Below are 14,107 nucleotides of genomic sequence, written 5' to 3'. Positions count from 1 at the left end.
AACGACAACCTCAGGCAGGAAGCGGGACTGGCGGCTGGGTGCGCACACCGGTGGCATGAAGCAGGGCGGCCAGGGCCAGCATGATGAGGCCGAGGGCGCAGACGCCGCTCCATTCCCAGTGTGCCCAGGCAATGGTGGAAAACAAAGAGCCGAGCGATCCTCCCAGGAAGTACACCGTCATATAGATGGTGTTGATGCGGCCCCGCGCTCCGGGCTCCAGGCCGAAGATGCGGGTCTGGTTGGCGATCTGGCTGGCCTGCATCCCCAGATCAAGCACGACCACTCCAACCACGAGTCCGGCGATGTGGTAGCCAAAGAGCCAGAGGATGCAGAACCCGACGGCCAGCAGGCTAAGCCCTAGAGTGACGACGGCGCGCGAGCCATGCCGGTCTGCTACCCGTCCAGCCACCGGAGCAATCAGTGCTCCCGTAGCACCCAGTACACCAAAGCTGCCGGCCACGCCTGCGCCCAGGCGATAGTGGTGCGAACCAAGCAGGAAGACCAGGGTCGTCCAGAAGGCGCTGAAAGCGCCGAAGGCCAGGCCTCCCAGCATTGCCGATTCACGCAGCAGGGGCTGTGTGCGGCACAAGGTCCACAGCGAGCGCAGCGCATCGCGATAGGGCAGTGGTGTATGGGGAGGCAGCTTCGGCAGTCGGCGCACCATCAGCAGAACAAAGGTCAGGCTGGCCGCGGCGGCAAAGAAGAAGACCGTCCTCCATCCCAGAAAAGAGGCGATCCAGCCGGAAACGGTCCGGGCGAGCAACACCCCAAGCAGGAGGCCAGTCATCACCGTGCCCACGGCACGTCCGCGCTCCTCATCGCTGGCCAGCTCCGGGGCGATGGGGACAATCACGTGTGTGACCGCTGCCATCAGTCCAATGGCGACACTGGCCGCAATCAGGACCGCGAGGGTCGGCGCAAAGGCGCAGAGCAGCGCCGAGCAGGCAATTCCTGCAAAAAGACGGACCATCAGGCCGCGCCTTTCCACCACGTCGCCCAGCGGGACAAAGGCGAGGATGCCGAGGGAGTAGCCGACCTGGGTGGCCACGGCGACCGAGCCCATGCTGCCGTGCTCCACATGCAGGCTGCGGGACATCTCCAGCAGCAGCGGCTGGTTGTAGTAAATATTGGAAACGCTCACACCGCAGGCAACGCCCAAAAATGGCAACAGGCTGCGGTGCCGGGGGTGCAGCTCAACCGGTGCTTCCGGAACGATGGTCTCTGTGTCTTCCAATCTTCAGTGTATTCGATGAAAGAAAGTGCAAAGAATGCGTGGTAGCTTCTCCGTCCGGGAACGACAGGGTCCTGCGTCTCGTCAACCGGCCTTTTTCAGCTTCCGCGGCGAGAATTGCTGGTATTCGTGCTTCAACGCCGCTTCGCTGATGGGTTTTTCGTGCAGTAGCAGCTCGGTGGCCTGGAGCTCCGGGTTCGCGTGGAACCACTGCTTGGCTGCATCCTCGTGCAGCAGGTTCAGCAGTGCGAGCAGAGACATTCCCTGATGGTGCGCCATCCATTCCCGCGCCAGCTGCGGGTTTTTTCTGGAATGGATGTAGTCGGCGGCTTCATAAAAACCAAAGGCACCCACCCATCCCTGGCTGGCCATGCGGTGCAGGTTGCGGATGGACTCGGCCGGGTCCACTCCCAGAGCAAGGAAGGTGGAATAGGGAGAGACCACCGGTCCGGCCGTGGCGTCGTATTTCAGGGCAAGCTGCGGAATGCCGAATGCCTGATAGTGATAGTGCCCGTCCTCTGTCTTGTCGGCATAGCCGGATTCGGAGATGCCCCAGGGAATACGATGTTCGCGTCCGAATGCCTGTTGTACCTTGACGGCGGCACACAGGCTGCGTGAGACCAGGGTGTCAGGATAGCTGCGCATCCAGAGCGCTGGCATGAGGTATTCAAACATGGTCCCGGTCCAGGAGAGCAACACCATGCGGCCATAGGCCATGGTATGCATGCGGGCCATTTTGAACCAGACCTGCTGCGGCACATCTCCTTTTGCAATGGCGACAAAGGACGCGATGCGCGCTTCCGAGGCCAGAAGGTCATAACAGGCAGTATGGACTTTCTGCGCGGCCACATCATAGCCGATGGAAAGCAGCATTCTGCCTTTTTGCAGCAGAAAGGAGAAGTCCATCTCATCAATCAGTCGGGAAGACTCCTCGGCGATGGCCCGAATGCTTTGTTCGAGCCCGCGCAGACGTTCGCGGGCGGCAGGCAGAAGCGTGCGCAGCTTTTCCCCAAGAAAGAGGTTGCTGTCAGCCTCTTCATCGGTAGCCCAGGCCCGCCCCAGACGGGAGATGAGCTGGTCGGCAAAGGCGGCTGCGTCTTCCAACGCAGGAAAGATGGTGTCCTCGCGCAGGCCCAGTTGAGCAACAGAGCGCAGTGGGGCGAATTCGGGCAGCAGCCAAGGCATGTAGTCTTCCACGATCGTCTGCGCGGCGCGAATCCGTACCTGCATCTCTGCGGCCCACCAGGGATCGCCTTTTTCCTTGATCGGCAGCTTGCTCCAGGCTTCGGGGTCTGCCTGCATGATCCAGGCAATCCATGCTTCGGCGGCTGCGGAGGGCCCGGGAGGCGCAGCATGGCCCTTCTCCAGGCCAGAGGTCTCCTTCTGCAGCAGGGTGGAAAAGGTATGCAGGCCCTGGAACAGCCGGGAGGAGACCAAAGGCGTCTTGAGCACAGAGAGCGCCCCTCCGCGCAGCGTGTACAGGGAGGCCACCAGGTTGCCATTGTCTACGGTCGAGACAAAAGCAGGCTCAAAGGGCCTGAGGGTGCGTGTGTCGTACCAGTTCAGCAGATGTCCGCGGTGTTTTTCCAGCTTCGCCATGGTGGCAAAGCTCGAATGAGTGAGTGCGGCAAATTCCGGTACTGTAAGAAAACCAAATTCGACAGCGGCCTGCCGTGCATTCAGCAGCAGCCCAAGGTTGGTAGGCGACACCCGGGCGGCCTCATAAAGCCCATCCTCTTCCACATTGTCGGGGATGAGGAAGTGATGGCTTTCCCCGCCAAATTGATAAAAGTAGCGCCAGATGCGCAGCGCCTGTTCGAGCAGAAAGGCCTCATTGCTCTTTGACAACCGGCGGGCTTCATCGCGCGGAGGCTGATTGAGCCAGTAAGTGATGCCGCCGGAAAAGCCCCATAACAGCAGAATGGGTGCAGCCACCAGCAGCGCGAGAGGAGAGACGGCCAGAATGATGACCGCCAGCAGGATCGTAAACAGAGGGATCAGAGCAAGATAACGGTCTACGGGTGTCGTGCGCTTTGCCGCTGTTTCTGCCTCGGCCGCTGTTTCCCATTCAAGCAGCCGCTGGCCTGTGATAAAGCGCCGCACCAGGGAGCGGACGATGGCGTCCACGGTAAGCAGGGTCTGGTGGGGCAGGAAGATGAGGTTCAGCAGGGCAATGAAGGCACTTTGCAGGAAGCCGAGGAAGGCCTCGCGCAGGGCCCCCTGCTGTTCGCTGGCGAGCGCGCGCGCCGCGCTAAAGAGCAGCTGCACGAAGGGGGGCAGGAAGAGTAGAAGCAGAGTCACCAGGGTCCAGTAAAGAGGACCGCCCGGAAGCCCCATCCACCCGGCGACCAGCAGCACCATCGTCATCGGCTCGACTAAGGAACGGCGCAGATTGTCGAAGATCTTCCAGCGCGAAATGGTCGAAATGGGATTGCGCACATAGCGTCCGGACTCGTCCGGAACGCGGGAAAAGAGCCACTGCACAATTTGCCAGTCGCCCCGCACCCAGCGGTGCTTCCGCCGCGTATAAGCCGAGTAGTGCGAAGGATAATCGTCAATGACTTCGATGTCGGTGGCCAGGCCCGCGCGTGCGTATGCGCCTTCAATCAGGTCATGGCTGAGCAGCGCATTGCGAGGAAAACGGCGGTCCAGGACCGCGTGCAGTGTGGCGGCTTCATAGATGCCTTTCCCGGTGAAGATGCCTTCGCCGTAGAGGTCCTGATACACGTCAGAAATGGCGCGGGTATAGATATCAAAACCAGTCTGGCCGGAATAAATTGAGGCCAGGCGGGACCGCGATGCGGAATGCACGCTGACCCCCACACGCGGCTGTAAAATGCCATAACCATCTGTCACGATGCGTCGCTCGGGATCAATGATGGCGCGGTTCAGCGGATGCGCCATGGCCCCCACCATGGCATGGGCCGATCCGCGCGGAAGCTGTGTGTCGGAATCGAGCGTGATGATATACCGCACCTGCTTCAGTACTTCCAGATTGCCTGCCTTGACCGGAAAGGCGTCAAAGGTGCCCAGGAGAAATTTATTCAGGTCCAGCAGCTTGCCCCGCTTGCGCTCCCATCCCATCCAGACGCCCTGTTTGGCATTAAAGAGGCGATGGCGGTGGAGCAGGAAAAAAGATCCATGCTTGGGCGATTTGTAGCGTTCGTTCAGGTCGCGAATCAGTGAAACGGCAAGGTCTACCAGCGGGTCGGTGTCATTTTCGCGCGGACGTGTAATCGAGTCAGGCAGGTCCGTCAGCAGGGCGAAATGCAGATGAGGGTCCTGGTTGGCGAGGAAACGCACCTCAAGGTCCTGCACCAGTTCGCGGGTCTGCTTTTCGTTGAGGAGCAGGGTTGGAACGGCCACCAGCGTGGCATACTCGGCGGGAATGCCTGCGCTGAAGTCCAGCTTGGGCAGGGCACGCGCCTTAAAGAGCAGGGTCACTGTGTTGTTGACTAAATCCACCGCGCCCTGGGTGACCGGCAGCAGCATGAGAACGAAAGCGACCGCAAGTCCGCCGAAGATGGGATAAGTGGGCACCAGAGGAAGCAGAATGGCCGCAATCAGCAGGACCGTCAGCACTTCGATGGAGCCGATATAAAAATCGTCCGCATTGCGCTGCAAGCGGATCCGTAACTGCTCCAGGAAAGGCGGGCTGTAATGGACGCGCCGGGCCAGGTCACGGAATCCCTTGTCGATAAGGTAATAACCGATGTGTGAGCGGCGCAGGTGCAGGCGCGGGTCTGGGATCTGCTGCTGTTGCGCTTCCCGGGCCATCTCCAGCGCGCAGCGGGCGACCTCCAGCTCAGTGGCCTCTGCAAAACGGGCGATTTCGGCCACACGCTTGCGGTATTGCTCGCGGCTGTCGAAATCCATACAGGCATAGGCCTGTGCGGGGTCTTGCTGCAGGACCGGTTCAAAAACAACGGACTGCTCAATCAGGGACGCCCAGTCGGCAAAACCAATGTCCCGGAGTGTCTGGATGCGGGCGCGCAGCATGTCGGCGGGGCCTGTCACGCCTGGGCCGGGGGCCTGGAGGCGGGCGCTTGCCTGCGAGAGGACCCACTCAAGCAGCAGCAGCTTGAACATGGTGGGAAGCGTCCAAAGTTCTTCCAGACCGAGCGCGTCGCCCTTCTGGATTTCATCGAGGAAAACAAGCAGTGCCTCGGCCGACCAGGAAAAATGCGCAGCATCCAGAAATGCCGCCGCCACGGCGGCAGCGCGGGGCTCTTCACCGGTAGGTGTGACGATGCGCGGCAGATGCTCCACTTTGCGGCGAAGGGAAAAGGCCTCCAGGATCACGGCCCGGAAGAGACGAGGATTTTCGCGGATTTCAAGCAGCGGGTCCGGTCCTGCGTCTGGCCCTGGTTTGTAGGCTTCCAGGTTGGCAAATAAAAGCTCAAGGGAATCGCGCGCGGCCTCCATGCGCCGTGTAAAACCACCTTTGCCCTGGGGCCGATGGGTCACCTGCCAGCTCTGCACGGCGTTATGCGCGGCCTCGCGTAGTCCGGGGAAAGTTTGCGTTGTGTGAAGGTCGGATGTAATGTCTTCTGCCATTCGTTCCTGTAACTGCTTTCTACGATGTGGCTTTCTCCGGCCCCGGGGTCATCATGCGGGACGACTTTGTGGCCGGAATCGAACTTCTTTCAGAATTACCGGTAGCTTGCTGCCTGCATTTCAAACATTTCTGCGTAGCGTCCGCCCAGCGCCATCAGCTGCTGATGGTTCCCTTCCTCAACCAGTCTGCCACCCTCCAGCACCACGATGCGGTCGGCCATGCGGACGGTGGAGAAGCGGTGTGAAATCAGCAGCGCCATTTTGCCCTCGGTCAGCTCTGCAAAGCGCTCAAAGACCTCCAGCTCACTGCGGGCGTCCAGGGCGGCGGTCGGTTCGTCGAGAATCAGAAGCTGCGCATCGCGCAGATAGGCGCGGGCGAGCGCGATCTTCTGCCATTCGCCTCCGGAAAGGTCCACCCCTCCCTCAAAGCGGCGTCCAAGCACCTGGTCGTATCCATGTTGCAACCGGGCAATGACGCCGGCGGCCAGGCTCTTCTGCGCGGCGCTCTCGATTTCTGCCTGTGTGTGCGGAACTTCCACTCGTCCAATCGAGATATTTTCCCGCGCCGTCATTTCGTAGCGCATGAAGTCCTGGAAGATGACGCCGATTTCTTTGTGCAGGTCTTCCAGCGAATATTCCCGCAGGTCAACGCCATCCAGCAGGATTTGGCCTTCGGTGGGGTCGTAAAGGCGTGTGATCAGCTTGACCACCGTGGTCTTGCCCTGGCCGTTTTCGCCAATCAGAGCAATGCGTTCGCCCGGGCGCAGCGTGAAATTAAAGTTCTTGAGGACCTTGCGCTCGGTGCCCGGGTAAGCAAAGGAGACGTTGCGGAACTCAAACCCGGTCCGGATAGGGCGCGGGGCCGGCAGGGCGCCCGGCTTGGACCTCACCGTGGGTTTCATCTCAAAGAAGCCAATCAGGTCGGTAAGGAAGAGGGCCTGGTCGGCAATTCCTGAAGCCGTCGAGAAGACCTGTTGCAGGTTGGAGCTGGCCTGCACAATGGCGTTGGTGATGAAGTAGAAGATTCCGATGCTGTAATATCCGTGCACGGCGCGCCAGATGACATAGGCATAGGAGCCATAGTAGCCCAGGGTGCTGAGGATGCCGAGCAGTCCGCCGCCAATGAGTTTTTTGCGCGAGAGGGCGATGTTTTCCTTGTAAATCTGCTCAGCAAGTCCGGCGAAGCGGTTGGTCAGATACTCGTTCAGATTAAAGAGCTTCAGCTCTTTTGCCGCTTCCTTGCTGCCGCCAACCTGCCGGAGGTAGTCCATCAGCCGTTTGAGAGGCGTCTGGCGGTAGTTCTTGGCGTATCCAAGAAAGGCATAATGCGTCTCGCCCAGGAACGAGGGCAGCACGCCCAGGGCGAGCAGCAGAAGCAGCCACGGCGAATAATACAGAAGCGTGGCGGTAAAGATGAGGGTGGTGATGGCCTGCTGAAAGAGACGGCCCAGTTGCTGGATGAGCACCAGCCGGTCAGTGGCCTGCACACGGGCGCGTTCCAGCCGGTCGTAGTAGAGCGGGTCTTCGTATGTGGTCAGGTCAAGCTGGGCGGCCTGCCGCATGACTTCAATGCTGACGTGATGGGTATAACGGTCGGCCAGCAGCGAGTCAAAGAAATCAATGGTCCGGGTCAGAATTCCGGTGAGGACGGCGAGGGTGACTTCGAGTCCGACCACCCACCAGAAGCGTTCGGGCAGCCCCTGGTGGCGAAGGGAGCGCTCGACGCCATTCATGATCCAGGCGGCCACGCGGGCAATGGCCCAGGGCATCAGCGCGACAAAGACGCGCAGGACCAGTCCCCATGCGACAACAGAGGGCCCTGATTCCCAAAGGATCTTCAGCACATGGGGCACATTCCTGAGCGCGCGGAGCCGGTCGCCCCAGGCATGTTCCAGTCTTTGCTTCTCTTTCTGCTCCATGGGCAAATCAGGTCCCTGCTTCAGCGTTGTAGTTTGATTGCATCCTGAGAGGAAACATGTGTTTCGATGCAAATCGTTGTCGGAACGTTGTTTAACACAAAATTTACAGAAAAGGGCCAAAGGCCTTGGTACCGGCTGGTTTTCGCAGTCTATTCACACTCCATTCTCTTTTCTTTAACACCGTGTTGGGAAGCTGAAGAGGAACTCCGGCCTTTCCTTATCGCTCATCAGGCGTGCGCGCATGTGCGTCAGGGGAGGTGGGGTGTAAGGACCGAACGTTGTGAAGAGAGGCCAAATGAGAACACATCTGAAGGTGCTGGCAGGCATGGCGCTTGCTTCAGCACTGATTGCAGGGCATGCCCAGACTGCCGCTCCCAGCAAGGCCCACCGGGCGAAGAAGGCTGCTCCGGCCAGGCCCTCGGTGGAATCGCAGATCGAGTCGCTGCGGCAGGAGATGAACTCCCAGATTGAGCAATTGAAGCAGCAACTTGCCGACCGTGATGCTCAACTGAAGCAGGCGCAGGATGCCGCAGCCCAGGCGCAGGCCGCCGCTGCCCAGGCTGAACAGGCCGCCCAGGCCCAGCAGGCTGCTGTGAGCGAAAACACGCAGGCAGTCAATACGCTGCAGAGTTCTGTTTCTGACCTGAAGACCAATACGCAGTCCATTGTGACCACCGTGCAGGAGCAGCAAACGCAGGTGAAAAAGCAGATCGAGAACCCGGACGCGCTCCATTACAAGGGGATCACGATCTCTCCGCAGGGCAGCTTTATTGAAGCCGCGACGGTCTATCGCAACCGTGCGCTGGGTGCGGACATCAACACTCCGTTCAACTCGATCCCCTATGAGGGTTCGGACAATGCCGCCATGAGCGAGTTCTTCGGCACTGGCCGTCAGTCACGCCTGGCGCTGCTGGCCGAGGGCAAGCTCGATACCTGGGCCCTGCGCGGCTACTATGAGATGGACTGGCTGGGGACCGGCGTCACCTCCAATAACAACCAGAGCAACAGCTATGTATTGCGTCAGCGTCAGTTGTGGGCGCAGGCAGAGTCCAGCAACGGATGGATCTTTACGGCCGGACAGCAGTGGTCCCTGGCGACGCAGAACAAACAGGGGATTATCAATCGTACCGAGCTGTTGCCGCAGACCATCGATCCGCAGTATAACGTCGGCTTTGTGTGGGCACGCCAGTACGGGGCCCGCGTGGTCAAAAGCTTCATGGACAAGCAGCTCTGGGCCGGTATCTCTGTTGAAAATGCACAGACGCTGACCCCAAGCTGCCAGGCAACAGGGACCGGCGTCTCGTGCCCGACGAATTATCTGGTTGGGCAGACAGGAAACGGCGGCGGTTTGTACAACGGTGCAGGGGGCACCTCAGCCACGGGCGGGGCCACAGGGCCACTGACCACTTATTCCTACAACCTGGCCCCGGACCTGCTGGCCAAGGTCGTATTTGAGCCCAAGGGTTTTGGACACTACGAACTCTTTGGCATCTCGCGTTTCTTCCGCAACCGCGTCTATCCCAGTTCCACCTCCGGAGCAGGGGCGTACAATGACGCGACTGTCGGCGGCGGCATTGGCGGCAGCTTCTATGTTCCTGCCAGCAAATACTTTGATCTGGGAATCAGCGGGCTGTGGGGCGACGGCGTAGGCCGCTATGGCTCCTCGACTCTGCCGGACACCACAGTGCGTCCAGACGGACAGCTTGCTCTGCTGCATGGCTTCTCGGCCCTCAGCACTGCGGTCTTCCATGCTTCTCCCCGACTTGATGTCTACTTCAACTATGGTGGAGACTATGCCTACCGCCGCTACTTTGCCTCCGGCGCAGGGACCGTGGGTTACGGCTCGCCCTTTATCAATGATTCCGGTTGTGGAGTCGAAAAGGTCCCCGGAACTTCACCCCAGCCTGGTTATCAGCCGACTTCGAGCGCCTGCGGAAGCCCGACCAAAGACATCCAGGAGTTCACTCTCGGCTATTGGTATGACTTTTACAAAGGGCCCAAAGGTCGCTTCCGTCAGGCCATTCAGTACAGCTACTTTGAGCGCTATGGATGGTCCGGCACAGGCGGCATTCCTAAAGGCAATGACAACGTGATCGAAACCTCGTTCCGTTACTACATGCCTTAACCTGCCTCCCCGACAGGGCATCCCGGACCCCGGGATGCCCTTTTCTTTTGGTGCGCCATCGCCAGGTATTCTCCCAGCAGCTTTCCGCGCAGTCGTTGCACGGCCTTCATGGCCTGAAGAAAATGGCGGTCCCGCTGTTCTTCAAGCCAGCGCTGCAGCTCATGGCCCTCCCCATCCAGTGCGCTCTGCGCTTCTTCTGCCAGCACCAGCCAGTCATGCCATTTGCCAATCTCGTCTTGTAGTTTTCTGAGCGCTTTTGCCGTCATCTGTGCCTGAGCATCCTCTTCTGCGGATTCGGCGAGATAGCGGCACTTCTTTGCACCTTTGCGGAAATCGTGCAGATTTTCAGCATGGAGATGGGGCATCTGCTCTGTCAATCGTGCAAATGCTTCCAGTGCGAGTGCTGCGGTGTTTTGGGGCCGGCGGCGTGTCTGCGCAGAGTGGTTGCATGCCGCCAGAAAAGAAGCAGCTTCCTCATCAAATTTCTTCATCCATCTGGCCGCCTTCTTCTTCAGTCTGGCTGCATGGTGCTGCCGGGCATGGTGCAGCCAGGCGTCCAGGGTATGGGCCTGCCGCGCAATCCTAGCATCCAGGGCCGGACTGGCCGGTTGCTGGAGCAGGGAATGCAGCAGCTTGCGGTGCACATCCAGATCGCGTACCGGCGCCGCGGCCCGCCGCAGTTTCTTAAGCAGCCGGAGCCAGCGGTCAGCAGCTTGCTGCAGTGCAGCGTCGCTTTGCTCGCGCAGCAACGCCTCCACCAGTGCCTGAACGCGACGGGTCCCGGTGCGTAGATCATGCACAGGGTCCAAGGCCGGATCATCAGCGCACTTTTGCAGATTGCTGCGCAGCGTGGCGATGAGCGGCCGCAGATGCAGCATTGCACTTGTGGTGTGCGCAGATGGTTGAGCGGACACGGTTGGGGCCTCTTCTGCGTCCTCTGCGGTAAATTACACGAGGACCGCTGCTATTCTAAAGATTCGGGACCATCATGGCTGAATCAATTTTGCCTGGAAACCATCCTCGCAAACCTGCGCTTCTTTCTTCTCCGGCCAAAAGCTGGACGCTGCTTCTTCTGGTCTTCATTGCGGTGCATTTTGCCGCGCTATTTTCGCCCTCTCTGCTGGACGACGCCGACGCGACCCATGCCAATGCTGCGCAGCACATGGCAAAAAGCGGCGACTGGGTCACGCTGTATGTGAACGGAGTGCGTTATCTTGAAAAGCCACCGCTGCCCTACTGGATGGTGGCGGTGGACTACCATCTCTTTGGCTATAACGTATTCGCCACGCATCTTCCGGAAACGCTCGGAGTGCTGGCCTGCGCCATTCTCGCGTGGCTTTGGGCACGACGTGCCTATGGAGACCGCGCCGCTTTTTACGCTGCGCTAGGAATGCTGACCAGCCTGGGGGTCTTTCTGTGGACCCGCTTCTTTATTCCTGAATCCATCCTGACGTTTTTTATTGCGCTGGCCCTTTACTGTTTTCTGACCGGGCTTGAAGACCGTCGCCCTGCGCGTATTTATCTGATGTATGTTTCCCTGGCGATTGCTGTCCTTGCCAAAGGGCTGATTGCGCCGGTCTTTTTTGTGGCCGCGGTCCTTCCGTACCTCATCATCACGGGTGAATGGCGCAAGTGGCGGCAACTTCGTCTTTTGTCCGGTTTCCTGCTCTTTCTGGCCATTGCCGCGCCGTGGCACATTCTGGCGGGCCTTCGCAATCCGGACCAAGGGAATCCTGTCGGCAATGTCCCCACGCCCGGACACGTACACGGCTTTTTCTATTTTTATTTCATCAACGAGCATTTTCTGCGCTTCCTGGGCAAGCGCTATCCGCACGACTACAACAAGCAGCCCTTCTGGGTGTTCTGGATTGGCCAACTGGCCTGGCTTTTCCCCTGGAGCCTCTACTTTCCTGTGGTCCTGCGCCGCGCCTGGCGCAATCGCCGCCTCGCCTGGGCCGATGTGCGCTACGACGCCTCCAATACCTTGCACTTTTTGGATCCAAGGAGTACCGCATACGAGGCCGCCAGCATGGCCGCAAAGGTGCGCTTCCGGGCCCGCACCGGACTGCTGCTGCTGCTTTATGCCGCTTTTATTCTCGTGTTCTTTTCGATCTCAACCAACCAGGAATATTACACCTGGCCGGCCTATTTTCCACTTTTGGTGTTGACCGCCGGTGCCCTGGCCTCCATCGAAGAGGCACCTGAGGCCGGACGCTGGATCCATAACCGCAGCAAATGGCTCATCGGCGCGCACGCGGCCTTTGCTGTGGTCGGCGCCGCGGCCGCCGCAGCGCTGGCCGCCGGACTCTGGAGCAGCCGCAATTTGCCCTATGTGCCTGACATCGGCACCCTGCTGGCACATCGCGGCGTAGGGGACTACTCCCTTGCCACCTCGCACCTGTTTGACCTCACCGGGCCTTCCTTTGCTGCACTTCGCCTGCCCGCAGCGCTGGCCGCTGCCGCATTGCTGGTCGGCCCGCTGATTGCGTGGTTTCTGCGCAAACGCGGACACGCCCTGGAAGCCACCGTCTCGGTCGCTTTTACTGCGGCCGTATTCCTCATCGCCGCCCATCTGGCTTTTGTGCGCTTTGAGCCGATGCTTTCATCGCGCGCCATGGCGGACACCATCAACCGTCTGGCTGCACCCGGGGACCAGCTCATTCTCTATGGAGACCAGGCAGACGGATCGTCAGTCATCTTTTATACGCAGAAGCAGGCATTCCTGGTAAACGGGCGCAGCTCTTCGATGATCTGGGGTTCATGCTATCCCGACGTTCCGCACATCTTCCTGGAGGACAAAGACCTGCTTGGCATGTGGGGCACAGGGCCGCGCAAGTTTCTCTTTGTCCCCGGAGAATCCAACAGCCATGTAGAGGAACTGCTGCACGGACGCCTTTACAAACTGCAGGAATTGTCAGACAAGACGCTCTACACAGACCGGCCGCTGTAGAGGCTGGGCCATCCATTGCGGCGGCATCATGTCGTGACGGCTGGTTCCCGTTCCGGTGCGCCATCGGATGCAGGCAGCATCAGGCCATCTTTGGCCAGTTTGTAGACCTGCCCTCGCCACACCACGTGGCTGCTGGTGTAGCTGGCTGCCCAGAAAAAGAAACCCATCAGGTCGCGCAAAGGGTAGAGAAGGGTGGTCCGCAAAAGGTTGCGTTCCCTGACGACCCAGAAGCCTACAGCAGCGGCCATTGCCATGCGGGCAGCAATACTCCAGGCCAGCATCAGCCAGCCGAGATGCGGTATCCCCAGGTGTGTTGCGGAAAGGAAGCACAAGAGTCCAAAGGGAACGGCAAAGGTCAGGGCGGTGCCAAAATGGCCCTTAGGACGTGAGAAGCGCGTGGACTTCATCCACCGAATCTGGTGCTTGATGGACGCCTCAAAGCTCAGGTTGAGCACAACGTGATCAATCACATGGCCTGACAAGACCACTTTATGGCCGTGCGCGGCCACCCAGTTGCCCAGCAGAAAATCGTCAGAACAGTAAGGGCCAAGTCGGCCAAAGCCCCCGATTTCGTCCACACAGCGGCGGCGGACGGCCATGGTCGGGCCGAGAGCAAACTTCATGCCTTCCATCATGTTGGCGGTCAGAACGCCGGACGTCATCTCAATGGACATGCCTGCGGCCTCCAGCTTGGACCAAAGCCCTTCGCTGGCCTCACCACGATACAAGCAGGTGACAACGCCTACATCTTCGCACGCAAAGGGCGCCACCACCTCGCGCACATAGTTCCGGTCTACTCGCACATCGCTGTCGCTGATGATGAAAAGGTCAGTGCCGGCCGCAGCGGCCATCTTTTCAAGGGACGAGACTTTTGCGTTGATATAGGTCCGGTCTCCGGTAGAGAGAAATTTTGCCGGAATGTGCGGGTAACGCGCGGCGACGCGGCGCGCCGCTGCCAGGCCGGGATCATTGGCATGGCGCGCGCAGAAGAGAATCTCGTAGTGCGGGTAGTCCTGCTCGAAAAATGTAGCGAGATGGGCCTCAAGATTGGGCTCGTCGCCGTGCAGTGGCTTCAGCAGGCTTACCGGTGGGCAGAACCCGGAGGGCCCCGGCGCTTTCTTTCGGGTCCGGAGGAAACGCGCGGCCCCGACAAAGACCATACCCTGAAAGACCGTTGAACTGATGAGTCCAAGAATTCCCAGCCCCATCAGAAAATCGAAAATGTGTCTTGAAACCACTATATTCAGCCTACAGCAGCAGGGCAGCCGATGTCTTTGAAAACAAGTTCCATGGGAGGCTTCGGACCTCAGGGCAAAGCCAGGCGG

7 protein-coding genes are annotated in these 14,107 nt (G+C 59.7%); 2 read left to right on the top strand and 5 right to left on the bottom strand.

The window, feature by feature from the left end:
- Positions 1–10: 10 nt before the first annotated feature.
- From N655_RS0104475 to N655_RS0104465, 3 genes are all read right to left on the bottom strand, one after another.
- A complete protein-coding gene (locus tag N655_RS0104475; RefSeq protein WP_049961247.1) occupies positions 11–1,234 on the bottom strand; it encodes an MFS transporter in 1,224 nt (407 codons plus the stop codon).
- Between the two features lie 81 nt (positions 1,235–1,315).
- Positions 1,316–5,788, bottom strand: coding sequence for a glucoamylase family protein (locus tag N655_RS17265; RefSeq protein WP_049961246.1), 4,473 nt, complete (start codon positions 5,786–5,788; stop codon positions 1,316–1,318).
- Positions 5,789–5,883: 95 nt separating this feature from the next.
- Entirely contained in the window at positions 5,884–7,707 is a 1,824-nt protein-coding gene (locus N655_RS0104465) for an ABC transporter ATP-binding protein (protein WP_044933960.1), read from the bottom strand.
- Between the two features lie 295 nt (positions 7,708–8,002).
- Here N655_RS0104465 and N655_RS0104460 point away from each other — a divergent pair, with 295 nt between their 5' ends.
- Entirely contained in the window at positions 8,003–9,832 is a 1,830-nt protein-coding gene (locus N655_RS0104460) for a hypothetical protein (RefSeq protein WP_026442027.1), read from the top strand.
- On the opposite strand, the gene N655_RS0104455 is transcribed toward N655_RS0104460, so the two are convergent.
- Positions 9,829–10,710, bottom strand: a complete 882-nt coding sequence (locus N655_RS0104455) for a CHAD domain-containing protein (protein WP_026442026.1) — start codon at positions 10,708–10,710, stop codon at positions 9,829–9,831. The two genes, N655_RS0104460 and N655_RS0104455, sit on opposite strands and share 4 nt — an antisense overlap.
- 110 nt (positions 10,711–10,820) lie before the next feature.
- Here N655_RS0104455 and N655_RS0104450 point away from each other — a divergent pair, with 110 nt between their 5' ends.
- Positions 10,821–12,782 carry an ArnT family glycosyltransferase gene (locus N655_RS0104450; RefSeq protein WP_026442025.1) on the top strand — a complete coding sequence of 654 codons (1,962 nt, stop codon included), beginning with the start codon at positions 10,821–10,823 and terminating at the stop codon, positions 12,780–12,782.
- 26 nt (positions 12,783–12,808) lie between these two features.
- Here N655_RS0104450 and hpnI read toward each other — a convergent pair whose 3' ends face one another.
- Positions 12,809–14,020, bottom strand: coding sequence for a bacteriohopanetetrol glucosamine biosynthesis glycosyltransferase HpnI (hpnI, locus tag N655_RS17260; protein WP_238324485.1), 1,212 nt, complete (start codon positions 14,018–14,020; stop codon positions 12,809–12,811).
- Between the last annotated feature and the right edge of the window lie 87 nt (positions 14,021–14,107).

Origin of the sequence: Pseudacidobacterium ailaaui, assembly GCF_000688455.1 — a bacterium.
Classification (GTDB): Bacteria; Acidobacteriota; Terriglobia; order Terriglobales; family Acidobacteriaceae; genus Pseudacidobacterium; species Pseudacidobacterium ailaaui.
This window is presented reverse-complemented; position numbering and strand designations above follow the sequence as displayed.

What these genes read in the sequence shown, in the direction of transcription:
- N655_RS17265 (WP_049961246.1), bottom strand. Translation starts at nt 5,788, where the DNA reads ATGGCAGAAGACATTACATCCGACCTTCACACAACGCAAACTTTCCCC.
- N655_RS0104465 (WP_044933960.1), bottom strand. Translation starts at nt 7,707, where the DNA reads ATGGAGCAGAAAGAGAAGCAAAGACTGGAACATGCCTGGGGCGACCGG.
- N655_RS0104460 (WP_026442027.1), top strand. Translation starts at nt 8,003, where the DNA reads ATGAGAACACATCTGAAGGTGCTGGCAGGCATGGCGCTTGCTTCAGCA.
- N655_RS0104455 (WP_026442026.1), bottom strand. Translation starts at nt 10,710, where the DNA reads ATGCTGCATCTGCGGCCGCTCATCGCCACGCTGCGCAGCAATCTGCAA.
- N655_RS0104450 (WP_026442025.1), top strand. Translation starts at nt 10,821, where the DNA reads ATGGCTGAATCAATTTTGCCTGGAAACCATCCTCGCAAACCTGCGCTT.